The organism is Dellaglioa sp. CoH-55-MRSF-8 (assembly GCF_056782195.1).
This window is the reverse complement of record NZ_JBXAYH010000002.1, coordinates 279195-305613: the sequence shown is the minus strand read 5'-3', so window position 1 is coordinate 305613 and position 26419 is coordinate 279195. Positions and strand designations below refer to the sequence as shown.

28 protein-coding genes and 1 other annotated feature are annotated in these 26419 nt (G+C 33.5%); of the genes, 24 read left to right on the top strand and 4 right to left on the bottom strand.

Features of this window, described 5'->3' with window-relative positions; genetic code table 11:
• From AC1RPW_RS03330 to rpmF, 23 genes are all read left to right on the top strand, one after another.
• The coding region (locus AC1RPW_RS03330; RefSeq protein ID WP_481762406.1) for a DNA translocase FtsK at nt 1-1476 on the top strand (1476 nt) is incomplete at its 5' end.
• A gap of 69 nt (nt 1477-1545) precedes the next feature.
• The gene (murC, locus tag AC1RPW_RS03325) at nt 1546-2877 is read left to right on the top strand and encodes a UDP-N-acetylmuramate--L-alanine ligase (RefSeq protein WP_481761401.1); all 1332 of its coding nucleotides are present in this window, start codon (nt 1546-1548) and stop codon (nt 2875-2877) included.
• A gap of 297 nt (nt 2878-3174) precedes the next feature.
• Complete coding sequence (locus AC1RPW_RS03320; protein WP_481761197.1) at nt 3175-3876, top strand: Bax inhibitor-1/YccA family protein; 702 nt, start codon at nt 3175-3177, stop codon at nt 3874-3876.
• Between the two features lie 152 nt (nt 3877-4028).
• Entirely contained in the window at nt 4029-6710 is a 2682-nt protein-coding gene (gene polA / locus AC1RPW_RS03315) for a DNA polymerase I (protein ID WP_481761198.1), read from the top strand.
• Between the two features lie 21 nt (nt 6711-6731).
• On the top strand, nt 6732-7565 hold the full coding sequence (gene mutM / locus AC1RPW_RS03310) for a DNA-formamidopyrimidine glycosylase (RefSeq protein WP_481761199.1): 834 nt from the start codon (nt 6732-6734) through the stop codon (nt 7563-7565).
• A 2-nt stretch (nt 7566-7567) separates the two neighbouring features.
• Nucleotides 7568-8167, top strand: a complete 600-nt coding sequence (gene coaE / locus AC1RPW_RS03305) for a dephospho-CoA kinase (RefSeq protein WP_481761200.1) — start codon at nt 7568-7570, stop codon at nt 8165-8167.
• 32 nt (nt 8168-8199) lie between these two features.
• The gene (nrdR, locus tag AC1RPW_RS03300) at nt 8200-8688 is read left to right on the top strand and encodes a transcriptional regulator NrdR (protein WP_409022693.1); all 489 of its coding nucleotides are present in this window, start codon (nt 8200-8202) and stop codon (nt 8686-8688) included.
• 6 nt (nt 8689-8694) lie between these two features.
• Nucleotides 8695-10095 (top strand): replication initiation and membrane attachment family protein, encoded by a 1401-nt coding sequence (locus tag AC1RPW_RS03295; protein ID WP_481762173.1) that lies wholly within the window; start codon nt 8695-8697, stop codon nt 10093-10095.
• On the top strand, nt 10095-11033 hold the full coding sequence (dnaI, locus tag AC1RPW_RS03290; protein WP_409022691.1) for a primosomal protein DnaI: 939 nt from the start codon (nt 10095-10097) through the stop codon (nt 11031-11033). Before AC1RPW_RS03295 ends, dnaI begins: the two co-directional genes overlap by 1 nt.
• Nucleotides 11034-11360: 327 nt before the next feature.
• Nucleotides 11361-13307, top strand: a complete 1947-nt coding sequence (gene thrS / locus AC1RPW_RS03285) for a threonine--tRNA ligase (protein WP_481761202.1) — start codon at nt 11361-11363, stop codon at nt 13305-13307.
• Between the two features lie 59 nt (nt 13308-13366).
• Nucleotides 13367-13504: a sequence feature (ribosomal protein L20 leader region), on the top strand.
• A 56-nt stretch (nt 13505-13560) separates the two neighbouring features.
• The gene (gene infC / locus AC1RPW_RS03280) at nt 13561-14061 is read left to right on the top strand and encodes a translation initiation factor IF-3 (protein WP_409022689.1); all 501 of its coding nucleotides are present in this window, start codon (nt 13561-13563) and stop codon (nt 14059-14061) included.
• Between the two features lie 25 nt (nt 14062-14086).
• Entirely contained in the window at nt 14087-14287 is a 201-nt protein-coding gene (gene rpmI, locus AC1RPW_RS03275; RefSeq protein WP_057973380.1) for a 50S ribosomal protein L35, read from the top strand.
• A gap of 58 nt (nt 14288-14345) precedes the next feature.
• A complete protein-coding gene (gene rplT / locus AC1RPW_RS03270; RefSeq protein WP_409022688.1) occupies nt 14346-14705 on the top strand; it encodes a 50S ribosomal protein L20 in 360 nt (119 codons plus the stop codon).
• A gap of 308 nt (nt 14706-15013) precedes the next feature.
• On the top strand, nt 15014-15547 hold the full coding sequence (locus AC1RPW_RS03265; protein WP_409022687.1) for a YqeG family HAD IIIA-type phosphatase: 534 nt from the start codon (nt 15014-15016) through the stop codon (nt 15545-15547).
• Entirely contained in the window at nt 15540-16676 is a 1137-nt protein-coding gene (gene yqeH / locus AC1RPW_RS03260) for a ribosome biogenesis GTPase YqeH (protein ID WP_481761203.1), read from the top strand. The genes AC1RPW_RS03265 and yqeH overlap by 8 nt, the downstream gene beginning before the upstream one ends.
• A gap of 17 nt (nt 16677-16693) precedes the next feature.
• Nucleotides 16694-17008, top strand: a complete 315-nt coding sequence (yhbY, locus tag AC1RPW_RS03255; RefSeq protein ID WP_409022685.1) for a ribosome assembly RNA-binding protein YhbY — start codon at nt 16694-16696, stop codon at nt 17006-17008.
• 26 nt (nt 17009-17034) lie between these two features.
• Nucleotides 17035-17682 (top strand): nicotinate-nucleotide adenylyltransferase, encoded by a 648-nt coding sequence (locus AC1RPW_RS03250; RefSeq protein WP_481761204.1) that lies wholly within the window; start codon nt 17035-17037, stop codon nt 17680-17682.
• A complete protein-coding gene (gene yqeK / locus AC1RPW_RS03245) occupies nt 17675-18268 on the top strand; it encodes a bis(5'-nucleosyl)-tetraphosphatase (symmetrical) YqeK (protein ID WP_481761205.1) in 594 nt (197 codons plus the stop codon). Before AC1RPW_RS03250 ends, yqeK begins: the two co-directional genes overlap by 8 nt.
• 10 nt (nt 18269-18278) lie before the next feature.
• Nucleotides 18279-18635, top strand: coding sequence for a ribosome silencing factor (gene rsfS, locus AC1RPW_RS03240; protein WP_481761206.1), 357 nt, complete (start codon nt 18279-18281; stop codon nt 18633-18635).
• On the top strand, nt 18635-19375 hold the full coding sequence (locus tag AC1RPW_RS03235; RefSeq protein ID WP_481761207.1) for a class I SAM-dependent methyltransferase: 741 nt from the start codon (nt 18635-18637) through the stop codon (nt 19373-19375). Before rsfS ends, AC1RPW_RS03235 begins: the two co-directional genes overlap by 1 nt.
• Nucleotides 19376-19386: 11 nt before the next feature.
• A complete protein-coding gene (locus tag AC1RPW_RS03230; protein ID WP_481762405.1) occupies nt 19387-20529 on the top strand; it encodes a nucleotidyltransferase in 1143 nt (380 codons plus the stop codon).
• Between the two features lie 80 nt (nt 20530-20609).
• Nucleotides 20610-21158 carry a YceD family protein gene (locus AC1RPW_RS03225; RefSeq protein ID WP_409022679.1) on the top strand — a complete coding sequence of 183 codons (549 nt, stop codon included), beginning with the start codon at nt 20610-20612 and terminating at the stop codon, nt 21156-21158.
• Nucleotides 21159-21213: 55 nt separating this feature from the next.
• Entirely contained in the window at nt 21214-21393 is a 180-nt protein-coding gene (gene rpmF, locus AC1RPW_RS03220) for a 50S ribosomal protein L32 (protein ID WP_057973392.1), read from the top strand.
• 79 nt (nt 21394-21472) lie between these two features.
• Here the strand turns inward: rpmF and AC1RPW_RS03215 are convergent, their stop codons facing one another.
• On the bottom strand, nt 21473-21976 hold the full coding sequence (locus AC1RPW_RS03215; protein ID WP_481761209.1) for a hypothetical protein: 504 nt from the start codon (nt 21974-21976) through the stop codon (nt 21473-21475).
• A gap of 184 nt (nt 21977-22160) precedes the next feature.
• On the opposite strand from AC1RPW_RS03215, the gene gndA reads away from it, so the two are divergent.
• Nucleotides 22161-23582: an NADP-dependent phosphogluconate dehydrogenase gene (gene gndA / locus AC1RPW_RS03210; RefSeq protein WP_481761210.1), complete on the top strand. Its 1422-nt coding sequence runs from the start codon at nt 22161-22163 to the stop codon at nt 23580-23582.
• Between the two features lie 258 nt (nt 23583-23840).
• Here the strand turns inward: gndA and AC1RPW_RS03205 are convergent, their stop codons facing one another.
• From AC1RPW_RS03205 to AC1RPW_RS03195, 3 genes are all read right to left on the bottom strand, one after another.
• Complete coding sequence (locus AC1RPW_RS03205) at nt 23841-24407, bottom strand: hypothetical protein (protein WP_481761211.1); 567 nt, start codon at nt 24405-24407, stop codon at nt 23841-23843.
• 91 nt (nt 24408-24498) lie between these two features.
• The gene (locus AC1RPW_RS03200; RefSeq protein ID WP_481761212.1) at nt 24499-25350 is read right to left on the bottom strand and encodes a DNA/RNA non-specific endonuclease; all 852 of its coding nucleotides are present in this window, start codon (nt 25348-25350) and stop codon (nt 24499-24501) included.
• A complete protein-coding gene (locus tag AC1RPW_RS03195; protein WP_481761213.1) occupies nt 25350-25997 on the bottom strand; it encodes a sunset domain-containing protein in 648 nt (215 codons plus the stop codon). The genes AC1RPW_RS03200 and AC1RPW_RS03195 overlap by 1 nt, the downstream gene beginning before the upstream one ends.
• Nucleotides 25998-26419: the final 422 nt, after the last annotated feature.

Genomic DNA, 26419 nt, shown 5'->3' with positions numbered 1-26419 from the left:
GTACAAGATAGCTATTATGATAATCAGTCAGATGAAGAAGTCAAAAGGTCAGATGCAAGTTATCAATTTCCATCACTTGATTTATTACCAGATCCTATTTTAGAAAATGCTGGTGAATTAGATGATTGGGTACTTTCTCAAATTGATGTATTAAATAATACATTGGAAGCATTCCATGTTAATGCAGAAGTTGATGGCTGGACAGTTGGGCCAACGGTGACCCAATTTGAAGTATCATTAGCTGCTGGTGTTAAGGTAAGTAAGATTACCAACCTTGTTGATGACTTGAAACTAGCGCTTGCTGCAAAAGATATCCGTGTAGAGGCGCCAATTCCTGGACGTAGTAGTGTTGGAATTGAAATACCTAATTTAAAATCAAGACCAGTCCTTCTCTCGGAAGTATTGAGATCTCCAGTGTTTATAGAAAATAAATCACCATTGACGGTGGCGTTAGGTGTCGATTTATTTGGTGAAGCACAAGTAACTAACTTACAAAAAATGCCGCATGGATTAATTGCTGGTGCTACAGGGTCTGGTAAGTCAGTTTTTATCAATAGTTTATTAGTTTCTATTTTATATAAGGCAACACCAAACGAAGTTAAATTGTTATTGATTGATCCTAAAGCTGTCGAATTAGCGCCATATCATGATATTCCTCATTTATTAGCACCTGTTATATCAGATGCAAAAGCAGCTTCGGCAGCTTTGAAATGGGCTGTTGATGAAATGGAAGAACGCTATCAAAAATTAGCTGCAGCTGGAGCTAAAAATATTGGTAACTTTAATCAAAAAGCAGAAGCTAATGGCGATTTTGGCCTAAAGATGCCGTATATTTTAATTATTATTGATGAATTAGCTGATTTAATGATGGTTGCTTCAAATGAAGTTCAAGAATATATTGCAAGAATTACACAAAAAGCTAGAGCAGCAGGAATTCATTTAATTCTGGCTACACAACGACCAAGTGTTGATGTTGTTACGGGTACAATTAAAAATAATATTCCAACTCGAATTGCATTTATGGTTTCTAGTCAAATTGACTCGAGAACTATCTTGGATACGGCCGGTGCTGAAAAATTACTTGGACGAGGCGATATGCTCTATCTAGGTAATGGATCAAGTCAGGCTGTTAGGTTACAAGGAACGTATATAGAAGATGAAGTAGATTTAATTACAGATTTTGTTAGAACTCAAGGAAAGCCAAGATATGCATTTAATCCAGATGGACTGAAAAAAATGGCAGATCAAAATGAACAACAAGATGATTTATTGCCAGGTATTTTAGATTTTATTGCGCACGAACAAACCATTTCAACTTCTAAATTACAGCGCGTCTTTTCAATTGGGTATAATAGAGCTGCCAATATTATTGACGAACTTGAAAATCAGCAACATATCTCACATGCTAAGGGGTCGAAACCTCGAGATGTGTATTTAAATGAAGATGAACTCAGACGGATGAGAGAAGAATTTTAACGACAAACTGAATATTAACTCATTTTATGGTAAAATTATGAATGAATAATGTCAGAAAAGGGGATAATGATGAATAACCAAAAAGTATATTATTTTGTAGGAATAAAAGGCTCAGGGATGAGTTCTTTAGCATTAATTTTACACGATCAAGGATTTAAGGTTGAAGGCTCTGATATTGACCAATATACATTCACACAACGTGGATTAGAATTAGCTAATATTAAGGTTTATTCATTTGATGAAAAAAATATCCATGAAGGTTTGACTGTAATTGCGGGAAATGCATTTACAGCGGATCATCCTGAACTTAAAAAGGCACGTGAAATGGGATTAGATATTGTCAGTTATCCTGAAATGTTAAGTCGATTAATGGAAGGTTACACAAGTATTGGTGTTGCCGGCTCTCATGGTAAAACAAGTACAACAGGATTGCTTGCACATGTCTTAAGTGGTATTGCACCAACGAGTTACTTAATTGGGGATGGTACTGGTAAAGGAAAACCTGATGCAAGATTCTTTGTTTATGAAGCAGATGAATACCGTCGACATTTTGTTGCCTATCACCCAGATTATTCAATTATGACTAATATTGATTTTGATCATCCAGATTATTTTACTGGTATTGATGACGTTTTTGATTCATTTGAAACAGTTGCAAAACAAACCAAAAAAGGAATATTTGCTTGGGGAGATGATCCTTTACTCCGTAAAATAAAAGCTGATGTTCCAATTTATTATTATGGTACAAAGGATTCTGATGATTTCCAAGCTCGTGATATAAAACGAACAACTAAAGGTTCTGAATTCGATGTTTATTATCACGATACATCATTAGGTCATTACCAAATTCCAATTTTTGGTGAACATAATATCTTAAATAGTTTGGCCGTTATTGCTGTTTCGTATTTTGAAAAAGTTGATTTAGAAGAAATTGCAAGTGAATTATTAAGTTTTAAAGGGGTTAAACGCCGGTTTAGCGAAAAGTATATTGGTGATATGACAATTATTGATGATTACGCACATCATCCATCAGAAATTAAAGCAACAATTGATGCTGCTCGTCAAAAATATCCTGATAAAGAATTAATTGCGGTCTTCCAACCACATACGTTTAGTAGAACTATTGCGTTGATGGATGATTTTGCAATTAGTTTGAATCTTGCCGATAAGGTTTATTTAACGGATATTTTCAGTTCTGCTCGTGAAACATCAGGTAATGTTTCTAGTGAAGATCTTGGTGCAAAGATTGTTAAGGGTGGCGAGATTATCAAACTTGATAATCTTTCGCCATTACTTGATTACAATAATGCAGTTGTTATTTTTATGGGCGCTGGAGATGTCCAAAAATATGAATATGCATATGAAGAATTATTGAGTAATTTAAGTTTTAAAAATAATTAGTTGCTGAAAAAGAAATGATTTTCGAATCATTTCTTTTTTATTACTTAATTTTTTTTTACGAAAAGTGAAAATTCTTGATAATTTTACATGATTTGGTACACTTGTCCTTATACATACAAGGGGTTATCCTTTAAAAAGGTTAATGCTGTATGAGGTTAAAAGTCATGTTGTATTCTGATTAAAATAAGTAGTATTGCTCTAACTTATTTCATTTTATTAAATTAGTTGTAATAGGTTTTAGTGTATTAATCACAATATTTTAAACATGATTTCTTAATTAACAAGGAGGAAAATAAGATGGATAATCAAAATAGCGTTATTATTAATGAAAAAGATGGATTAAATCATTTTTTAGCAAAATTATATGGGTATATGGCGCTTGCAGTTGGCGTTTCAGCTGTCACAGCATTTTTAACATTGACAGTATTTCAAAAATTAGTTTATGGCTTTATGGCAGAACATTCATGGTCAATTTGGGCATTATTTATTGTCCAATTGGTGGTTGTCTTAAATATTAACGTAAAGGCATCAAGGGCACCATTTGTAACATTTGCTTTATTGATGGGGTATTCTGTACTTGAGGGCGTAACGTTGTCGTTGATTATATCAATGTATTCAGTCGGGAATATCATTGCTGCATTTGCCGCAAGTTCGGCTGTATTCGTTACGATGACCATTTTAGGAAATGTTACTAAACGAGATTTAACTAAATTAGGCACACAGGCATTAGCAGCTTTGGTTGGACTAATTGTTGCTTCATTTGTAAATTTATTCTTACAAAGTGAACTTATTAATTACGTATTCTCATATATCGCTGTGATTATTTTCACCATTTTAACAGCGTGGGACACACAAAAATTAAGACAAGTATTTTTACAACGAGATAGCAATGTTTCAGTTTCTAACTTAGCTATGACAGGTGCACTAATGTTATATCTTGATTTTATTAATTTATTCATTTCATTCTTACAAATCTTTGGTTACGGTGGTAGAGATTAGTAATTCATAAATAAGAAGGTTAAACCTCCAAGTTAAGGATTTATAACTTGGGGGTTTTTATTACTTTATTGAGTTATTAGCGTATTCATTATTAATCACGGCTGATGTTTGGTAAAATAGAGATAGAGATTTTCAAAGGAGACGGATATTAAATGACTAATACTAATGAGAAACTACTATTGATTGATGGAAACAGTATTGCCTATCGTGCATTTTTTGCATTGTACCAATCTGTAGATAGATTTACAAACCAAGCTGGGTTACATACAAATGCATTATATGGGTTTAATAATATGTTGAATGTCATATTAGATACCGAAAAACCGACACATGTATTAGTTGCATTTGATGCAGGAAAGACAACATTTAGAACTAAAAAATATGATAATTACAAGGCCGGTAGATCAAAAACACCGCCAGAACTAAAAGAACAAATGCCATATTTTAGAGAATTACTAGCAGGATACGGCATTAAAACTTACGAATTAATTGATTTTGAAGCAGATGACATTATAGGCACAATGGCAAAAAAAGGTGAAGAAGCTGGATATAATGTGACTATTGTGACTGGAGATCGAGATTTAACACAATTAACAACCGATAAAGTAACAGTTTCTGTCACAAAAAAAGGCGTTAGTGAAATCGAAAAATTTACACCAGAGCATGTAATGGAAAAATTTGGATTAACACCATTGCAAATTATTGATATGAAGGGATTAGTTGGCGATACGTCAGATAATTATCCCGGTGTTACTAAAGTTGGTGAGAAGACTGCAATTAAATTATTAACAGAATATGACTCAATGGAGAATCTTTACGAAAATATTGATCAATTAAAGAAAAGTAAAATGAAAGAGCATTTAATTGAAGATAAAGATCAAGCATTTATGAGCAAAGATTTAGCCAGAATTCGACAAGATGCACCTATCACAATCGATTTTCCTGATACAAAATGGGATGGAAAAGACTTAGATAAGTTAGTTGCTTTCTATGAAAAAATGGATTTTAAAAAATTTTTAAGTCAATTAAATTTAAATTCAGCATCAGATAGTGTAGAAATGAATTTATTTCCAGAACCTAAAAAGACAGATTATAAAGTATTAACTAGTGATAATTTAGATGAATTATCTAAATTATCACAACCAATTTCTTTTTATTTAGAGATGTTGGAAGATAATTATCATACAGCAGATTTTGATGGATTTGCGATAGGTGATGGCAATCAATTTTTCGTAACACGAGATGTTGATTTGTTAAAATCTAAAACTTTAGTTTCAATTCTTTCAAATGATAAAATTAAAAAGAATGTATTTAATTTTAAACGTAATTATGTAGCATTGAACCGATTGGACATTCAACTTGCAGGAACTGAATTCGATCTTTTGTTGGCTTCATATTTGTTAGATACAAGTGATAATAGTAATGATCTTAGTAAAGTTGCACAGAAACATGATTACTATGACGTTAAGTCTGATGAAGAGGTATATGGTAAAGGCGTTAAACGTGCAATTCCAGAAGATGATGATATTTTCTTTAGTCATATGGCATCGAAAGTTGACGCCTTAAATCTTTTGAAAGAACCATTAATGGCCGGATTAGTTGATCATGAGCAAATGGATTTGTACACGGATATGGAACTTCCTCTTTCACTTGTATTAGCCAAGATGGAAATTCAAGGCATTAATGTGGATGCCGATAGATTGAAGATTATGAAAAAGGAATTTTCAACTATTTTAAGTGATATGGAAACTAAAATTTATAGTGAAGCTGGTGAAGAATTTAATATTAATTCACCAAAACAATTAGGCGTTATTTTATTTGAAAAATTAAAATTACCTGTTGTTAAAAAAACTAAAACAGGTTACTCAACTGCAGTTGATGTTTTAGAACAACTTAGTACAATAGCTCCAATTGCAGATTTAATTTTAAAATATCGACAAATTGCAAAAATTCAATCAACGTATGTTGAAGGATTATTAAAAGTTAGACATGAAGATAAGAAAGTTCATACAAGATACCTACAAACACTGACAGCGACAGGCCGATTATCATCTGTAGATCCTAATCTACAAAATATTCCGGTCCGCGTTCCTGAAGGTAAGAAAATTAGACAAGCATTTATACCTGAACATAAGGGATGGAAAATATTCTCATCTGACTATTCACAAATTGAGTTGCGTGTTTTGGCCCATATTGCGCATGATGCTAATATGCAAGAAGCTTTTAAAGAAGGAATCGATATCCATGCTAATACAGCAATGAAAATTTTTAGTTTAGAATCGCCAGATGACGTGACGTCAAATATGCGTCGAACAGCTAAGGCAGTCAATTTTGGGATTGTTTATGGTATTAGTGATTATGGATTGTCACAAAATATTGGGATTACTAGAAAACAAGCACAAACATTTATTGATACTTATTTAAATGAATTTACAGGCGTTAAGAACTACATGGAAAGCGTTGTGCGTGAAGCTAAAGATAAGGGCTATGTTGAAACATTATTCCATCGTCGTCGTTATTTACCAGATATTAACAGTCGAAACTTTAATTTACGTTCTTTTGCTGAAAGAACTGCAATGAATACCCCAATTCAAGGTAGTGCTGCGGATATTATTAAAGTAGCGATGATTAATATGAACAAAATGTTAGAAGAAGAACATTTACAAGCCAAAATGTTATTACAAGTACATGATGAATTAATTTTTGAAGCACCTGAAGAAGAAATTGCTATCTTGCAAAAGAAAGTTCCTGAAGTTATGGACGCTGCTGTTTCTTTAGAGGTTCCTTTAAAAGTTGAGAGTGCGTTTGGTGATAGTTGGTTTGATACTAAATAAAAAGTGGTTGGGGGTAATTATATGCCAGAATTACCAGAAGTTGAAACGGTTCGAAGAGGTCTTAGTCAATTAGTTATAGGTAAGACAATTAAATCAATTGATGTTTTATGGCCTAAAATTGTATCTGGGGATGTACTAGATTTTAAGCGTGAATTAGAAGGTAGAAAGATTGAATCAATCGATAGACTGGGTAAATACTTACTTTTTCGTTTTGATAGTAAAATGACAATGGTTTCTCATTTAAGAATGGAAGGCAAATATTTTGTCCGTGGATCAGATGAACCAATTGAAAAACATTCCCACGTCATATTTCATTTAACTGATGGGCAAGATTTAAGATACAATGATGTTCGTAAGTTTGGACGCATGCAACTAATCCCCACAGGTCGAGAACGTGAACTTTCGGGACTTAAGAAGCTAGGACCAGAACCGACAGAAGATGATTTTAAGCTCAGTTATTTCAAAAAATATTTATCTCGTAAGCATATGGCAATCAAGCCTGTGTTATTAAATCAAGAAGCGGTTGCTGGTCTTGGAAATATTTATGTTGATGAAGTTTTATGGATGAGTAAAATTAATCCGGAACAGCCAGCAAATTTAATTTCTGATAGGAAATTAGCTATATTACGTAAAAATATTATTCTTGAGCTAGCCACTGCGGTACAAGCTGGTGGAACAACAATTAGATCCTATACGGGTGCGTTTGGTGAGACGGGTTTGTTCCAATTTGATTTGAATGTCTATGGTCAAACAGGAAAACCATGTCCTAGATGCGGAGCGCCTATTGTTAAAATAAAAGTGGCACAACGAGGGACACACTACTGTCCACATTGCCAACCGTTAAAGGAAGTTTAAAAATGACTTATATTCTTGGACTAACTGGTGGCATAGCAACAGGTAAATCAACAGTTAGTCGTATTTTTAGAGAAGAAAATATCACAGTTATTGATGCAGACGTTATTGCGAGACAAGCTGTTGAACCAGAATCTGTAACATTAAAAATAATCATTCAAACATTTGGTGAAAAATATTTATCATTAACCGGGAATTTGAATCGAAAAGAGTTAGGTCAGCTAGTTTTTAATGATGCAACAGAGTTAAAAAAATTGAACGGCATTATGGTTCCTGCTATTAGAAAAGAAATCTTGTCACAAATAGAAGTCCAAAAAAAATTAGGTAGCCAGTTAATTATTTTGGATATGCCTTTATTATTTGAGCAAAACTACCAATTACTTTGTGATGCAGTAATGGTTATCTATGTACCTGAAACAGCACAATTAGAACGTTTAATGAAGCGGGATGAATTGTCTTTAGATGAGGCGATGTTAAGGGTTAAAGCACAATGGCCCATTCAAAAGAAAAAAGATTTAGCAGATTTTGTAATAGATAATTCAACAACGGTTGCCGTTACAAGGGTTCAAGTGCTAAACTGGCTTAGTAATCAAATTAATGGTTAAATAATGTAAATAAAAAATAATGAGGTGTCACAATGAAATGTCCACATTGCCAACATAATGGCTCTCGAGTCGTTGACAGTCGACCAACAGATGAAGGTCGCGTTATCAGACGACGTCGTGAATGTGAAAATTGTGAATTTAGATTCACAACATTTGAACGAGTTGAAGCTACACCACTACTTGTTATTAAAAAAAATGGAACACGTGAAGAATTTAATCGTGAAAAGATTCTTAAAGGTATTATCAGTTCTGCTGAGAAAAGACCAGTTTCAATGAAAGCTATCACTCATCTTGTGGATCAAGTGGAAAATAATGTTAGAGCATTAGGTGAAAATGAAATTTCTAGCCAACTAATTGGTGAATATGTTATGGGATTATTGGCTGATGTAGATGAAATTGCGTACATTAGATTTGCTAGTGTTTATCGCCAATTTAAAGATATGAGTGTTTTCTTAAAAGAATTAAATGAAATGATGGCTCGTGATAAAACACCTACAGATAAACCGGATTTGAAGGAATGATAATCAATGATTGATATATGCGGAAATATGAGTCCGAAAGACGGTTATGTCGTTTTAATGGATGAAAAAGTTACAAATGATGATATTGAACGACTAGACTACTTGTATCAACCTGTTATGGGTGTGATTGCGAGTGGTCTATTTGCTCTATTGAAAGGTGAGGCAGGTCAAAATCCACAATTATCTAATCGAAAGATGCATAGTGAATTACTTGCATTACTAAATATTGACATAGCAATGTTTTATGAAGCAAGAAGTGCCCTTGAAGCTTTAGGGCTTTTGAAGAGCTTTGAAAAAGAGGATGCAATAGGAAAAGTTGTTGTCTATCAATTGCGTCGACCTTTGCAAGCAACTGATTTTTTTACAGATGATTTACTAAGCACTTTACTCTGGGAATCGATTGGTGATGGTAGGTACAAAGAAATTACCACTCGATTTGCGTTACCAATTTTAAAATTAGATGGCTTCAAAGAAACATCTAAAAGTTTCTTAGATGTTTTCCAAGTTAATCAAGATCATTTGTCTAATAAACCTGATATTATTTCTGAAAGTAAAAAAGTTTTTTCAACGGACAAGAAGATACCGAAAAAGTTAGTTGAGTCAGGTAGTATTGAGTCATTTGATTTTAAATTTTTTATTGAACTACTGGAAAAGAGTTTCGTTTCTTTGGATAATATCAATGAACAGCGGGATTTAATTATTTCAGAGCATCTCTTGTATGGTATTGATGAAATCGAAATGGCCCAATTTATTGGAGATTCAGCTGACTTATCAACAAATGAAGTTGATTATAATTCATTCAAGCAACATATTGCTCACAAATATAATCAACAAATTAAACTGAAAAAACAAGAAGATTTAACAAGTAGTGATAATAAAAAGGTTAATATGAAATCTGTTGAAACGCTAAAAAAAGTTGGTTTTTCTGAAGAGGATTCGCAGTTAATTCTTGCGAGTGAAGCCTATAAACCTTTTGATTTTTTGAAATCGTTAAAAGAAAGCAAGGGTGGATATGTCACTGACAGTGAAGCATATCTGTTACAGCAACTTATTCAACGACAGATATTTTCTAATTCAGTCATTAATATTCTGATTCATTACATTTTGATTGACCGTGATTTATCAACACTTAATAAATCGTTTGTCGATACTATGGCTAATGATTGGTCACAGCAAAAAGTGAAGACACCTGAAGAAGCCATTAATCAGGTTCGACAATTTAACAATAAAAAGACTGAAACTAAGGCGTCAAACCAACGACAAAGAAAAATAATTAAAAAAGAGACATTGCCTGATTGGGCTAAAGATGACTATCAAGCACCAAAAGTGGATGTAAAAGTTGATAAGGATGAACTAAAAAGACAACTTGCTGAATTTAATAAAACAGCACCCAAAGGAGGAAAATGATGGAAGATTTAGGGACAGAAATCAAAAAATTTCTTGAAAAGGACAACCTGAGTGAAAGATATCCTAATGTTAATTATCGTGATTTAATGAGAAAAGTTTATGAAGATTCAGATGTCATCGCTTTTTTAGATAGAAATAAAGCTGAATTAACAGAGGATAGTATTCGACGCGCTGATGCAAAATTGTATGAATTCTTATCTGAAAAAAATAAAATTATTCTTGGTAAAGGAATGATAGCACCAGGTTATAAGCCACAATTGGTTTTGAATAATCATATGATTGATGTTTCCTATGTACCAACAGATTCTTTTATCGAGGCTCAAAAAAGTAGAGCATTAGCTAAGCGAGTTAAATCAATGAGTATGTCTAAAGATATCAAAAACGCGACTATGAATGGCTTTGATATGGATGAACGTGGGGATGCACTTAGCCAGAGTTTAAAATTTATAACAACATTTGTTGATAGTCCTAAATCTTATCACCAAGCAATGTATTTTTATGGTAGCTTTGGCGTTGGTAAAACATATCTTTTAGGTGCTATGGCCAATGAATTAGCAAGTCGAGGATACCAAACGACTTTAATGCATTTCCCTAGTTTTGCAGTTGAAATTAAAAATGCTATTAGTGATAATCGTGTTTATGACATGCTAAATGCTGTTAAAAAATCTGAAATTTTAATGATTGATGATATTGGTGCCGATGCAATGTCTAGTTGGGTTCGTGATGATATTTTAGGTGTTATTTTACAATATCGCATGCAAGAAGAATTACCAACTTTCTTTAGTTCTAATTTTTCGATGAAACAACTAGAAGATGAGCATTTACGTATTAGTCAAAAGGGTGAAGACGAGCCTCTTAAGGCAAAAAGAATTATGGAACGAATTCACTTTTTAGCAAAAGAAGTTAAGATTGTTGGAAAAAATCGTCGACCTAAATAAGAATAATAGTTGCTAAATTTCACTAAAAATGGTTAAATAGTTATTAAATTGATACGGAAGATTACATTCTTTTTTTATGTCCGCAGGGAGGGAAAGCATAGCTGAAAGCTTTTCTGGCAGAGAATAAGTGATGACCACTTCCATAATGTTGCCTGATTTTTATCAGGTCGGATTGGATCCGTTAAAATCTATGGAGAAAGTTTTGTTTCGGCAAAACTTTGAATTTGGGTGGAACCACGTTAATCGACGTCCCTAATACACGATTTTATTTGTGTATTAGGGACTTTTTTTGTATCAAAAAATATTAAAACAATGGAGGAAGTTAACATGTCAAAAATAAATATTACATTTCCAGATGGCGCAGTTAAAGAGTTTGATTCAGGTATTACGACTGAAGACGTTGCAAAGTCAATTAGTCCTAGTTTAGCTAAAAAATCAATTGCCGGTAAATTCAATGGTGTTTTGGTTGATTATCTTCGTCCATTAGAGGCAGACGGCGCTATCGAAATTGTTACTAAAGAATCTGCAGACGGATTAATCGTTTTATGGCATACAGCTGCTCAAGTTTTAGCTAATGCGTTACAACAATTATACCCAGGTATGAAATTTGGTATGAGTTCTGATATTGAAAATGGTTTCTATTTTGATACAGATAATGGTGAAACACAAGTTAGCGTTGATGATTTGAAGAAAATTCAAGATAAGATGAAATCAATTGTTAAAGAAAATTTGAAAATTGAACGTCAATTAGTTTCAAAAGCTGAAGCTCTTGAATTATTTGCTGGTGACCCATATCGTGCTGAATTAGTAGTTGAAGCTACTGATGAAAATGGACAAGTTGAAATTTACAAACAAGGTGAATTCGTTAACTTAAGCGATGGCGCACAATTACGCTCAACTGCTGATGTTAAAATTTTCCAATTATTATCAGTTGCTGGTGCATATTGGCAAGGTAAATCAAGTAATCCGATGTTACAACGTGTTTATGGTACAGCGTTCTTTAAACAAAAAGATTTAGATGCTGAATTAGTTCGTCGTCAAGAAGCACGTGAACGCGATCATCGAGTAATTGGTAATGACTTAGATTTATTCTTTGTAGATCCAAAAGTTGGTGCAGGATTACCATACTGGTTACCTAATGGTGCTACAATTCGTCGTACGATTGAACGCTACATTGTTGATAAGGAAGTTTCAAATGGTTATGATCATGTTTACACACCAATCTTAGCCAACTTGGATTTATATAAAACTTCTGGTCATTGGGACCATTATCGCGAAGACATGTTCCCACCAATGGACATGGGTGATGGCGAAGAGTTAGAGTTACGTCCAATGAACTGTCCTTCACATATTCAAGTTTACAAGCATCATATTCGTTCATATCGTGATCTTCCTATCAGAATTGCTGAATTAGGAATGATGCATCGTTATGAAAAATCAGGTGCACTTTCTGGTTTACAACGTGTACGTGAAATGACATTAAATGATGGTCATACTTTCGTTGCTCCTGATCAAATTCAAGAAGAATTTAAAAGCGTCCTTCGTTTAATGATGGAAGTTTATGATGACTTTGGGATTGCTGACTATTCATTCCGTTTGAGCTATCGTGATCCAGCTAACACAGAGAAATACTTTGATGATAATGAAATGTGGACAAAATCACAAAGTATGTTAAAAGGTGCTATGGATGATTTAGGCTTAGATTACTACGAAGCTGAAGGAGAAGCAGCATTTTACGGTCCTAAATTAGATGTTCAAACAAAAACAGCGTTAGGAAATGATGAAACGTTATCAACAATTCAATTAGATTTCATGATGCCTGAAAAATTTGAATTATCATACATCGGTGATGATGGTGAAGAACACCGTCCTGTTATGATTCATCGTGGACTTGTTTCAACGATGGAACGTTTTACAGCTTACTTAACAGAAATGTACAAAGGAGCATTCCCAACTTGGTTGGCTCCTAAACAGGTAACAATTATTCCTGTTAAAAACGATCTTCATGCCGATTATGCGCATGATTTACGTGCTAACTTAGTTGCTCGTGGTGTACGAGTAACGGTTGATGAACGTAACGAAAAGATGGGTTATAAGATGCGTCAAGCGCAAGTTACTAAAGTACCTTATATTTTAGTTGTCGGTGATAATGAAGTAGCTGAAAATACAGTTTCTGTTCGTCGACATGGTGAAGATGATTCAAATATCTTTACAAAAGAAGATTTTATTAACAACATTACAAAAGAAATTGCCAACTATAGTCGTAAAGCATAAAAAAGACTCATTTTAATTTGCTTGACAATGAGTCTTCAAGTTGGTATGATATAAAAGTTAAGAAAAAGCAGAGGCTCCCGCTTCTCGCCTGAAGAGACAAAGAGTCTCTGGGCAGAATATTATTGAAATTAAATTCCAATTAAAATGGATTTCAAGCGGGCTGCGATAATTTATTATTGTTGCCCGTTTTTCTGTGTTTTTTCTCAAAAAAATTTGGAGGTGCATTGCCATAGCAGTTGATAAAGTAGACAAAATGGTCAATGAAGGTATCCGCGCATCGGAACTTCGTTTGATCGGTGATGATGGCGAACAACTTGGTGTTAAAACGAAACAAGAAGCACTAGATATGGCAGAAATTGCTAATTTAGATGTTGTTGTTGTTGCCGCTAACTCAAAACCACCTGTTGCTAAGATTATGGATTACGGGAAGTACCGTTTCGAATTACAAAAGAAACAAAGAGAAGCCCGTAAAAACCAAAAGATTGTTAATGTTAAAGAAGTTAGACTTAGTCCAACGATTGATATTAACGATTTCAATACAAAATTGAAAAATGCCTCAAAATTCCTTGCAAAAGGTGATAAGGTTAAAGTATCAATTAGATTTAAAGGCCGTGCAATTACGCATAAAGAAATCGGACGTGATGTCTTGAATCGCTTCGCTGACGCAGCTAAAGAAGTTGCATCAGTTGAATCAAGAGCGAAGATGGATGGACGTAGTATGTTCATGATGCTTGCACCTAAGGCTGAAAAGTAAAGCTATATTAGGAGGATATTAGATTATGCCAAAACAAAAGACTCATCGTGCATCAGCAAAACGTTTTAAACGTACAGGAAATGGTGGCTTAAAACGCTCTAAAGCATATACAAGTCATCGTATGCATGGTAAAACTAAGAAACAACGTCGTCAATTAAGCAAATCAACTACAGTGTCAGCATCAGATAACAAGCGTATCAAACAAATGCTTTCACAAATGAAATAATAAATATAAATTAGACAATTGATGCCATTTTTAAATGGCTCAATAAGGAGGAATTTTCATGCCACGAGTTAAAGGTGGAACCGTTACACGTCAACGTCGCAAAAGAATGCTTAAATTAGCAAAAGGTTACCGTGGATCAAAACATATCCAATTTAAGGTAGCTAAACAACAAGTAATGAAATCGTACCAATATTCATTCCGTGATCGCCATCAAACAAAACGTAACTTCCGTCGTCTATGGATTGCACGTATTAACGCTGCAGCACGTATGAATGGTTTAAGTTACAGCAAGATGATGCATGGCTTGAAATTAGCTGAAATTGAAGTTAACCGTAAAATGTTAGCTGAATTAGCTGTTAAAGATTCAGCAGCATTTGCTGCTGTTGCAGAAGAAGCTAAAAAAGCATTAAGTAAATAATAACTTTTAAGAGGATACTTGACCAATTGTCAAGTATCCTCTTTTTTTAATAAAATTTCTGTAAATAAGTTAAGTATGTTATTTTTAGTGAAATCAAAAAAATTTTATGTGATATCAATGATTATGGTCTATGTAACTAATAAGACAAAATATAATCTTAAAAAGAGCAATATAAAATTGAAATAACTCGTTTCTATTATTTTAAAATGAGAAAATAAAATTAATTTCATTTGTTTTCATGGAAAACATGCAATTTTGTTGAAAGTACATTATACTTAGATTATTATTCTAAAATTGAGGTAGCTAACATGCTTGAGAGATATAAACCAACTTGGATGGTTGAATCAATTTATGATTTAACACCAGAGGATTTACAAAATCATGGAATTAAAGTTGTTATGACTGATTTAGACAATACATTAATTGCATGGGATAACCCAAACGGAACCCCAGAATTGAAGAATTGGTTAGAGCTTATAGCTGCGGCTTCAATTCCAGTGATTGTTGTATCTAACAATAGTCACGAACGTATTGAAAAGGCACTGGAACATATTGGATTACCATTTGTTTCCAGAGCTCTAAAACCATTTACAAAAGGAATTAACCAAGTTAAAAATGAATTTAAGATGAATAATCAAGATTTAGTTTTAATAGGTGATCAATTGATGACTGATATTGCTGCTGCGAATAATGCGGGCATTAAAAGTATATTGGTTAAACCACTTGTTGAATCAGACGCTTGGAATACAAAACCTAATCGTTTCATTGAAAAAAGAATTAAAAATCACTTAATTAAAAAACACGATTTTAAAACTAAATGGGGGAATTCATTGGATGACTGACATAATTGAAGTACCAGAAATTGACGAAGATCTTTTTTGTATTGGCTGTGGCTCAAAAATTCAAAGTGAAGAAGTAGATGAATTAGGCTATACACCTAAATCCGCAGTAAAAAAAGGACTTGAAACAAATGAACTATATTGCCAAAGATGTTTTAGACTACGACATTACAATGAAATTGCTGACGTTAAGTTAACTGATGATGATTTCCTAAAATTATTGAATCAAATTGGTAGTGCTGATGCATTAATCGTCAACGTTATTGATATTTTTGATTTTAATGGTAGTCTAATTCCTGGATTACATCGATTTGTGGGTGATAATCCTGTTTTAATGGTTGGAAATAAAGCTGATTTATTGCCTAAGTCATTGAGACGTTCGAAGTTAAAGGATTGGATGAGACAACAAGCTAATTTACAAGGATTACGACCAATTGATGTTGCATTGACAAGTGCAACAAAAAACTTTGCGATTGATGAATTATTAGAATTAATTGAAAAGTATCGTGAAGGCCGTGATGTGTACGTTGTTGGAGTAACTAATGTTGGTAAATCAACATTGATTAATCAAATCATTAAACAAAGAACAGGTGTCCAAGACCTGATTACAACTTCAAGATTCCCAGGAACTACGCTTGATAAGATTGAAATTCCATTGGACGATGATCGAGCTTTAATTGATACACCAGGTATTATTCATCAAGACCAGATGGCTCATTATCTATCAGGTAAGGCGCTAAGATTAGTTTCTCCTCAAAAAGAAATTAAACAACGCGTCTATCAGTTAAATGAAAACCAAACATTATTCTTTGGGGCTGTTGCAAGATTTGATTACATTTCAGGGGGAACTCCTGGTGTTGTCGTTTATCTTGATAATGATTTAATGATTCATAGAACAAAAACTGAGACTGCAAGTGAATTTTATGAGAAACATGCTGGTGGTTTATTAAATCCACCAACAGATGATGAAATGAACGACTTCCCAGAATTAGTTCGTTTTGAATTTAAAGCAACACAAAAAAGTGATTTAGTTTTTGCCGGACTTGGATGGGTAACCATTAATGAGGGTGCTAAAGTCGCTGGCTGGGCACCAAAAGGTGTTTCGGTTCTTTTACGTAAAGCAATGATATAAGAGGAGTTAACTAACATATGACATTAAGAGGCAAACAAAAAAGATATCTACGCAGTCAGGCACATCATTTACGTCCACTTTTCCAAGTTGGAAAAGAAGGCGTGTCTACTAACTGGTTAAACCAAATTCGCGAAGCAATTGAAAAACGCGAATTAATCAAAATTAACATGCTACAAAATGCAACAATTGATACAAATGAAGTTCGTATTTTTATTGAATCTAATAGTTCAATTCAAGTTGTTCAAGTGATTGGTCATACATTAGTGCTTTATCAAGCAGCAACAGATGTCGAAAATCGAGATATCTCTGACAAAGTTAATTTACTCGCTTAATTTAAAATTTTGAGGAGGTTTTTAGCTTGACTATTCAAGTCCAAAAATTAAAAGAAATTAATTTAGTTACGAAATTTAAGACTAAACCCATTCTTGATAATACGAAAAAGCGTGTTGGAATTCTCGGGGGTACGTTTAATCCGCCTCACTTAGGTCATTTAATAATTGCTGATCAAGTTTGTCAGCAATTAGGATTAAGTGAAGTTCGATTTATGCCGGATGCAACACCACCACATGTGGATAAAAAGGAAGCAATTGATGCAAAGTATCGCCTTGATATGGTTAATCAAAGTATCGCGGATAACGATAAGTTTAAGCTGGAAGATACTGAAATTAATCGCGGTGGTATTAGCTACACCTATGACACTGTGGTTGCTTTAAAAGCAGCTCATCCGGAAAATGATTACTATTTTATTATTGGCGGCGATATGGTAGATTATTTACCGAAATGGTCTCGTATTGATGAATTAGTAAAATTAGTACATTTTGTTGGAGTTAAACGAACGGGATTTGAACAAACAAGTCAGTATCCTATACTTTGGGTTGATGTACCAACAATTGATATTAGTTCAACACAAATTCGAGATAAGATAAAAAAAGGCTGTTCAATTAATTATTTAGTACCTAAGGCAGTCTCAAATTATATTGAGAAAGAAGGGTTGTATCGTGAATAATTTAGTTTATTCTAATAATCTTTTTAGTGGAACTAGAGAAGAATTAGTACAGATTTTGAAGGAAACTTTGAGTGAAAAAAGATTTCAGCATGTGTTAAATGTTGAAAAATCTGCAATTGAACTTGCTCAAAATAATAATGGTGATATTGAAAGAGCAAGTATTGCTGGACTTATTCATGATTATGCCAAGGAGCGGACAGATGACACCTTTATCAGAACAATTAAGCAAAAACATATGGATCCTGATTTATTAAATTGGGGGAATGCTATCTGGCATGGAATTGTTGGCGCAGAGTTGATACATGATGAATTAGGTATTACAGATGATAAAATTTTAACATCAATTGTGAAGCATACGACAGGCGATGTTGAGATGGATTTGTTGGATAAAATTGTCTACGTCGCTGATTTCATCGAAGAAGGTAGGACGTTCTCTGGCGTTCTTGAAGCACGAAAAAAAGCATTTGAAAGTTTGGATGCAGCTGTTGGATTTGAAACAAAACATACACTAAGTTATTTAATTAATACCAATAAAAGAGTGTATCCTAAAACAATTTTGACCTTTAATAAATGGGTCGCAGAATAGAGGAGTAATAATGAATAGTATAGAAAAATTAGAAATCGCAGTTAAGGCTGCTGACAGTAAACGTGGCGAAAAGACGGTGGCTATTGATGTCCATGAAATTAGTCTATTAGCTGATTATTTCATGGTGACACAAGCTGACTCAGCTCACCAAGTTAAGGCTATCGTCAAAGAAATTCAAGATCAAGAAGAACTAGCAGGTGTTGAAGTCCGTCGTATTGAAGGACGTAATTCAACTAGTTGGGTTTTATTAGATTTTGGAGATTTAATTGTGCATGTATTTAAAACTGAATCACGTGAATTTTATGATCTTGAAAAATTCTGGTCTGAAGGCGCATCTGTAGATTTATCAGCATGGATTGAAGAATAATGATTTATACCACCTTTTCAAAATTGTATGATCAATTAATGGATCCTGATTTATATGATTCTTGGCAAACATTTGTCGAAACACAAGTTCCTGATAAGAAAACTGAAATTCTTGAATTAGCTTGTGGTGCAGGTCAATTAGCAATTGCTTTAACGCAATCTGGTTATTCAGTCGTTGGTTTAGATTTATCTGAAGAAATGTTATCAATTGCTGACCAACACGCACAGGATGCGAATGTATCCTTGCCTTTAGTACAAGGTGATATGATGAATTTGGAAGAGGCAGAGTTACCACAATTTGATGCGGTAACTTGTTTTGCTGACTCATTTTGTTATTTACCTGACGCTGATGCTGTAGGAAACGTTTTTAAATCAATTCATGGATTACTACAAGAAAATGGTCGATTCATTTTTGATGTTATCTCAACCTATCAAACGGATGAGATTTATCCAGGTTATATGTACAACTATCAGGATGATGATCAAGCTTTTTTGTGGTCAACATTTAAAGATGAAGAGCCACACAGTGTCGTTCATGAATTAACTTTTTTTGTCAAAAATGATACTAACTGTCAATTTGAACGTCTAACTGAGGACCATCATGAACGAACATATTCAGTTAATACGTATACTGAATTGTTAAAAAATGCTGGATTTAAGAATATTAAAATTTCGGCTGATTTTGGCACAAGTCAAGTTGATGATAAAACAACAAGACTATTTTTTGTCTGCGATAAATAGGAGTGAGTTACTTGGACACGACTGGGGTTATTGTTGAATATAATCCGTTTCATAACGGACATTTGTATCAGATTAATCAAATAAAAGAAAAGTATCCTGATACGACGATTATTGCCCTTATGAGCGGACAATTCTTACAGAGAGGTATTCCAGCTGCACTTGATAAAGAGAGCCGTACGGAGCAAGCATTGCAATCTGGTGTTGATTTAATAGTTGAGTTACCCGTTGCATTTTCTGTTCAACCGGCTGATTTGTTTGCTCAAGGTGCCATTAAATTATTGGCCGGATTAAAGATAACCAGACTTGTTTTTGGTGCTGAACATCCTGATTTGGATTTTATGACTATCGCAACTGAAATTCAAACGTTAGATAGTGAGTTTAATCAGTTTAATGAAACGTATGCCACACAATATCAACGAGCTGTTTTTGAAAAAACAGGTGTTCAAATTAATCGGCCTAATGATTTGTTAGGTTTAGCTTATGCTGAAGCCTGCATAGCCGAAAAAGCCGAAATCCAGTTATGTCCGATTCAACGTATAGAGGCTGATTACCATGAAACAAAATTTGTTGATACTCAAAAAATTACAAGTGCAACAGCAATTAGATTAGCAGTTCAACATCAAGAATCGATTGTAGAAGTTGTTCCTAATCAAACTCGACTTGATTCAGAAAATGAAAGATGGGCCGATTGGACAGATTTTTGGCCATATCTTCGATATCAGTTGAGTCTATCAACACCAGGTCAATTATCGTCGATTTATGGCATGTCTGAGGGTATTGAGTATCGTTTGTTGCAGCAGTACGAAAAGTTGCCTGACGAGGCTAATTTTGATGATTGGGTCCAAGCCGTTAAGTCGAAACGAGTAACTTATACAAAAATCTCAAGACTAGCAACTTATATTTTGTTACAAATAAAGCAAAATGAAATTGACAAACAATATAAGCAGCCTTATTATCATGTCTTAGGGTTCTCAAAAAAAGGTCAAACGCTGCTTAATCATTTAAAAAAGGAAGTGCCATATCCTATAATAACAAAAATTAGTAAAAAGGATAAAGAGGGACTTTACCAATTAGATTATCGAGCAGGAATTATTTATGGGCTAGTTAGTCATAAAAAATCGGATCTTTTTAGAAGACCTAAACAAATTAATTAACATACTGTCAAGGATATACCATTGACAATGTTTTTAATCACAGGTATAATCATAAGCGTTGCATTAGGAGGCATATTTGCATGAAATGGTCCTTAGTTGAGTTAAAAAAACAAAGTGATGAACCACTTCAAGTTGACGAAATGTTAAACCTTTCCGAAGGATTAATGCTGCGCAACAAAACAATTACAGCTGTTTCAGAAGTCCATGTTACGGGCATTCTGTCAGCAGATCATCAAGATGTCATTGGTCATTTTAACGTTAGTTTAACAGTTGAAATGCCATCAACACGATCATTAAAGAGTGTCGATGTCCCATTAAATTTTTCAGTTGATGAATTTTATGTAGGCTATCGCGATAAAGCACTTGAACGGTTTGATAAAAATGATGTTGTAATTATTTTGGAAGAAGATATGCTCAATTTGAATTCTGTGATAGAGGATAATGTGTTATTACAGATTCCGATGCAGATACTGACTGATGATGAGAGAAAAGCAGAAGATTTACCAACCGGAGACGACTGGGAAGTTCTTACTGAAGATAAACTCGTACAGGTTAGAAAAGAAAAAGTTGATCCTCGATTTGCCTCATTACAAAATTTTTTTGATAATGATGGTTCTGAAGAGGAATAAACATAACAATACTTTTATTAAAAGTTTTGGATAATTTTAAAGGAGGTGTTTGATAATGGCAGTACCAGCACGTAAAACATCAAAAACACGTAAGAGAATGCGTCGTACGCATTACAAGTTAACTGTCCCAGGTATGAGCGCTTGCCCTAACTGTGGCGAATTAAGAAAATCACATTATGTATGTCCTAGCTGTGGTTTTTATGACGGAAAAGAAGTCGTAAAAGTAAACAACTAAATCTACATTAAGTAAAAAGCCTTAACAACCATGGTGTTAAGGCTTTTTCTGTACAAAAAAAATAAGATTCAATTGAATCTTATTTTTTTTCACTAATTTTCAAACTTATAATTTTGAAGTCTGTCTCTGGATCAAAAAATTGAAAAGGTAATTTGGCATGGCTTTCAATATAAGTTACATTTTTAGCCGGTGTTTTAACAGCCTTAAAAGTGGGCGATTTGATAGATTTAATTAAATCTATCAAATCTAGAAGTAATAACTCTGGTTTGTTACTAAGATTAGACCAGCCTGAAAATTCGGAACGATAATTTTTAAAGATTGTTTTTCTTATCGGACTGATGAAAGCATTACTACTGTCATTTTCGTAAGGAATTGACTGAGATGCGATAGTGTGCTGACTTGTGGTACTATAAATTTGAATTCGACTATCTTTTAAATCTAAAAAATCGGCCGTTAATAATTTGTCGTTAACTTGGACAACTAAGTCAAAAGTAGGGATATTGTTAGAAAATTCTGCTTTTGCGCGACTGTATAAAAAAGTATCGATGGCATAATATAATTCTTGTACTTCAACTAATTTCATATTTGAAAGACCTCCTGAAATCAGTATAACAAAAAAAGGTAAAATAGATAGGAATTTTTGATGTCTAGTGTATAATTGACGTTGAAAGTTAAATGGGTTTATTGACAAAGTCGGTAGCTGATACTTTCTTAGATTACATGGTTTTTGATTCACAAAAAATTAAAGAAATGTAGGAGGTATTATAATGGATAAAGCACAAATTGGTGTTATTGGAATGGCTGTTATGGGTAAAAATCTCGCATTGAATGCTGAGAGTCGTGGCCGTACGGTAGCTATTTATAATAGAACGGGAGCTAAAACTGAGCAAGTTATGAAAGACCACTCAGAAAAAAAATTAGTACCCAGCTACTCAATTAAGGATTTTGCAGATTCATTAGAAAAACCTAGAAGAATTATTATCATGGTAAAAGCTGGCAAACCAACTGATGCTGTTATTGCAGAACTATTACCATTCTTAGATAAAGGTGATGTTTTAATTGATGGTGGTAATACTTACTTTGAAGATACAGTACGCCGTAATGCAGAATTAGATAATTCTGGAATTAACTTTATTGGAATGGGCGTTTCAGGTGGCGAAATTGGTGCACTTGAAGGACCATCAATGATGCCAGGTGGCCAAAAAGAGGCATATGACCTTGTTGCACCAATTCTTGAGGAAATGTCTGCTAAAGCTAGCGATGGGACACCATGTGTGACTTATATCGGTCCTAACGGTGCTGGTCATTATGTTAAGATGGTTCATAATGGAATTGAATATGGTGATATGGAATTAATTTCTGAATCATATCATTTGTTAAGAGATTTATTAGGCCTCTCAGTTGATGAAATCGCTGATATCTTCTCTGACTGGAACAAAGGTGAATTGGATAGTTACTTGATCGAAATTACTGCTGATATCTTAACACGTAAAGATGATTTAGGCACTGGTAAACCTATTGTTGATGTTATCCTCGATCGTGCTGGAAATAAAGGTACTGGTAAGTGGTCATCACAGAGTGCACTTGAATTAGGTGTTCCTCAGTCAGTTATTTCTGAATCTGTTTATGCACGTTACATTTCAGCAATGAAAGAAGAACGTGTTGAAGCAAGTAAAGTTTTACCTAAACCAGAAGTTAAATTAGGTGAATTAGATAAAAAAGAATTAATTGAAAAAATTCGTGAAGCATTATACTTTAGTAAAATCATGAGTTATGCACAAGGATTTGAACAATTACGTGTTGCCTCAGAACATTATGAATGGGATTTAAACTTTGGTGATATGGCTAAGATTTGGCGTGCTGGATGTATCATTCGTGCCCGTTTCTTACAAAATATTACTGACGCATTTGACGAAAAAGCTGATTTAAATAACATCTTATTAGATGGTTACTTCAAAGATATTGTTAAAAAATATCAAGAATCAGTTCGAGATATCGTTGGTATTGCTGTTAAAGCTGGTATTCCAGTTCCTGGATTCAGTGCAGCAATTACGTATTACGATCAATACCGTTCAGAAGTTTTACCTGCTAATTTAATTCAAGCACAACGTGATTACTTTGGTGCTCATACGTATGAACGTACTGATAAACCAGGTTCATTCCACTATACTTGGTATACTGAACAATAAAAAAAGTTAATAAATATACTAAAAAAGGCTATCTAACAACGATTTAAAAGTTGTTAGATAGGCCTTTTTTTCTTTTGGTTACGCTTTTGGTTACGTTTGAGTTAAGTATCTAAATATTGTAATAGTTTTGAAGTTACTGTTATATAGATTTGGGTAATCCTTACATTGGAATGACCAAGTAGATCTTCAATGCTGTTAAAGGAGGTACCGACTCCATGTAAAATTAACAAACACAAAATTGTTATCACTCTTTAAAAATTAACGTTGATATCCTAAATTTGGAGAAGTGACTTTTCCAGTAGATTTATTGACGTCAAATTCTACCATGTGTGTTTCAGTATCGAAGACGGATACAATATATTTATTACCTTTATCTAAAGTATCGCTTGATTTAACTTTTGGTTCCCAGTCGCTTGTCTCATTATTGAATGATTTAAAATAGCTTAAAGCAAGTGATTCAGCTTTTGATTGCGTCATCTTAGTTGATGTAGATGAACTTGTAGATTTTTCAGTGGTAGTAACGTTATTTTTCTCAGCCTCAATACTAGAAGAGCTTGCGGCAATAGAACTTTCAGCTGCGGTAATTGAAGAACTTGCAGCTGAGATGCTAGATGCTTGAGCAGATGATTCTGATGATGCTTTACTTTCGGAAGTTGCTTTTTTTATGGACTCTTTCTTACTTGATTCCTTTTTAGCTTTTATAATACTAGATGATGCAGCCTCAGAAGATGAAGAATCCTTACTTGTATTCTTGCTATTCCCACATGCAGTTAGTGAAAGTAGTGTGATGGCAGTAATCCCGACTATTGTTATTTTTTTATTCATAACACAAATTCCTCCAAATATTTTTATAGTAAAAAGCGAGCAGTGGGAATTGAACCCACTCGAAGTATCTATACGCCCGTTATCTATTTGTTTAATTTAGTGTACTAGTACCATCCCTATAATTAAGAGTAACACCGGCCTCTACATTAAAAATGTAAGTATTGAATTTAATTGAGGAGCTACCAATAGATTGAGCTTCCATTTGTACGCCACGAGCAAGAAGTTCATCTCCTCTGAATATTGGAGTAACGCGGTATCTAATATAGTTATTAGGATGTTCTTTAAGGTAAGTAGCTATATCCATTTCATGGGCAAGCATTTCAGGTGCATTCAGTTCACGAGTACCCGTAATTAAATTCTTTGGATTATTGTTCTGACCTGATAATTGATAACCAATTAAATGGCTACGATTATATAACCATCCGTTACTAATACGTTTATTTTTCCAGCCAGTAGGGTTCCAAGTTAACCCTTCGCGTTTCGCGGTAGGCATTAAAGATTTACTTAACATTGCATTGGCGGTTCCAGCACGATTCAGAGAATCTAGGTTGCTGTACGCTTCCCAAGTACCTTTACTAGTAGATAGGGTGCTTTCGCTGAAAGTAGGAATATTATTATTAACTTCTATTTCAGATTTATCACTATAGTTTAGAGATGATAAATCAAGTGTCTTAGATTTTTTAGTTGTTTCTTTTTTTGAAGAATCTTTACTATCATATTTAGCTAACTTATTTTTTAATTCTTTGATTTCTTTGTTAAGTTTGTCTAATTTCACTTGTTCTTTATCAACTTTATTATTAATTTCTTCTGCTTGCTTTTTGGCAGTATAGTCGTAAGTAACATGTGAATCAGATTTTGCTAAAACGGTAGTCGTGTTACTGATACCAATAAAAGTGAATGATAAAATTAGAACACGTATTAATAAATGATTAGTTGATTTCATTATTTTTTCGCCTTTCTATATCCAGCATCTTGAGCGGCTTGTTCTGTTTGGAAAGTAATCGCATTTGATTTACTCATTTTATAACCAGTTTGACCGGGAGTATGGTAAATTTTAGAATTAGTATTACCGATGATGGATCCTCCGCCAGTAGTAACAGAATCTGCGTTAGATGAATCCGTAGATGTAGAATTATTTTCTTTTTGAACGCTGTTAAAATGTTCTTGTTCTTTTTTTGCAGCTAGTCTTTGAGAACTTTCAGATTTAGATTTAGCTTTAGATTCACTTTCTTTTTCAGAAGTGGCTTTAGATTCTTTCTCATTTAATTTTTTACTCAATGATTCAGCTTCAGATTCTTTTGAAGAAACTTCTTTTTTTATAGATTCATATTTTGACTCTGCCTTTTTCTTATCGGCAGAGCCAACTTTTGTTACGGTAGTAAGGGGCGATTGTTTTTTAGTTGGTTCGGCCTGACTAGTCATCCCAATGCCTACAAGTGAAATGATCAGTACAGCAGTAGGGTACCAAACCCGTTTCTTGATTTTAGTGTATATATTTGGATTTTTAGTTTTTGTCATAAATCTTTTAACTGTGTAGTAAATAATAAAATATATTGAAATAAAAAAAATAAGTGCAAATAAAACGTTCATAATACGTGTTCCTCCAAAGATTTTTGTAATGTAAAATAAGCAATAAAAATTGTCTCAGTAATAAAAGTTATGTTGGTAATCTTTTTAAGACAGAAAGCTTGATTGGGCGGAACTAGATTCTTTGACACTAGCATTTCTACTTGAAGAAGGTGCAGTGATACCAATTAGAACGAGTAAAATAAATGAGATTAGGAAACTAAATAATATTAATTTTCTTGCATGATTAGTATCCTTTTTGTTAATTTTTGCGATAATAAATTTAATAACATATACCAAAAATGTGATAAAAGTAGTAATAAATAAGAGAGCGAAAAAGATACTCATGTGGAAAATCCTCCAGAAATAATATTTTTAGTGAAATATTGCGTAATTAGATTATGATGGACATACTCTATATCAATACAATTTTACTATTAAACTTT

Bases quoted from the DNA above. Each gene is read 5' to 3' on its own strand.
- murC (WP_481761401.1), top strand. From the start codon at position 1,546: ATGAATAACCAAAAAGTATATTATTTTGTAGGAATAAAAGGCTCAGGG.
- AC1RPW_RS03320 (WP_481761197.1), top strand. From the start codon at position 3,175: ATGGATAATCAAAATAGCGTTATTATTAATGAAAAAGATGGATTAAAT.
- polA (WP_481761198.1), top strand. From the start codon at position 4,029: ATGACTAATACTAATGAGAAACTACTATTGATTGATGGAAACAGTATT.
- mutM (WP_481761199.1), top strand. From the start codon at position 6,732: ATGCCAGAATTACCAGAAGTTGAAACGGTTCGAAGAGGTCTTAGTCAA.
- coaE (WP_481761200.1), top strand. From the start codon at position 7,568: ATGACTTATATTCTTGGACTAACTGGTGGCATAGCAACAGGTAAATCA.
- nrdR (WP_409022693.1), top strand. From the start codon at position 8,200: ATGAAATGTCCACATTGCCAACATAATGGCTCTCGAGTCGTTGACAGT.
- AC1RPW_RS03295 (WP_481762173.1), top strand. From the start codon at position 8,695: ATGATTGATATATGCGGAAATATGAGTCCGAAAGACGGTTATGTCGTT.
- dnaI (WP_409022691.1), top strand. From the start codon at position 10,095: ATGGAAGATTTAGGGACAGAAATCAAAAAATTTCTTGAAAAGGACAAC.
- thrS (WP_481761202.1), top strand. From the start codon at position 11,361: ATGTCAAAAATAAATATTACATTTCCAGATGGCGCAGTTAAAGAGTTT.
- infC (WP_409022689.1), top strand. From the start codon at position 13,561: ATGGTCAATGAAGGTATCCGCGCATCGGAACTTCGTTTGATCGGTGAT.
- rpmI (WP_057973380.1), top strand. From the start codon at position 14,087: ATGCCAAAACAAAAGACTCATCGTGCATCAGCAAAACGTTTTAAACGT.
- rplT (WP_409022688.1), top strand. From the start codon at position 14,346: ATGCCACGAGTTAAAGGTGGAACCGTTACACGTCAACGTCGCAAAAGA.
- AC1RPW_RS03265 (WP_409022687.1), top strand. From the start codon at position 15,014: ATGCTTGAGAGATATAAACCAACTTGGATGGTTGAATCAATTTATGAT.
- yqeH (WP_481761203.1), top strand. From the start codon at position 15,540: ATGACTGACATAATTGAAGTACCAGAAATTGACGAAGATCTTTTTTGT.
- yhbY (WP_409022685.1), top strand. From the start codon at position 16,694: ATGACATTAAGAGGCAAACAAAAAAGATATCTACGCAGTCAGGCACAT.
- rsfS (WP_481761206.1), top strand. From the start codon at position 18,279: ATGAATAGTATAGAAAAATTAGAAATCGCAGTTAAGGCTGCTGACAGT.
- AC1RPW_RS03235 (WP_481761207.1), top strand. From the start codon at position 18,635: ATGATTTATACCACCTTTTCAAAATTGTATGATCAATTAATGGATCCT.
- AC1RPW_RS03225 (WP_409022679.1), top strand. From the start codon at position 20,610: ATGAAATGGTCCTTAGTTGAGTTAAAAAAACAAAGTGATGAACCACTT.
- rpmF (WP_057973392.1), top strand. From the start codon at position 21,214: ATGGCAGTACCAGCACGTAAAACATCAAAAACACGTAAGAGAATGCGT.
- AC1RPW_RS03215 (WP_481761209.1), bottom strand. From the start codon at position 21,976: ATGAAATTAGTTGAAGTACAAGAATTATATTATGCCATCGATACTTTT.
- gndA (WP_481761210.1), top strand. From the start codon at position 22,161: ATGGATAAAGCACAAATTGGTGTTATTGGAATGGCTGTTATGGGTAAA.
- AC1RPW_RS03205 (WP_481761211.1), bottom strand. From the start codon at position 24,407: ATGAATAAAAAAATAACAATAGTCGGGATTACTGCCATCACACTACTT.
- AC1RPW_RS03200 (WP_481761212.1), bottom strand. From the start codon at position 25,350: ATGAAATCAACTAATCATTTATTAATACGTGTTCTAATTTTATCATTC.
- AC1RPW_RS03195 (WP_481761213.1), bottom strand. From the start codon at position 25,997: ATGAACGTTTTATTTGCACTTATTTTTTTTATTTCAATATATTTTATT.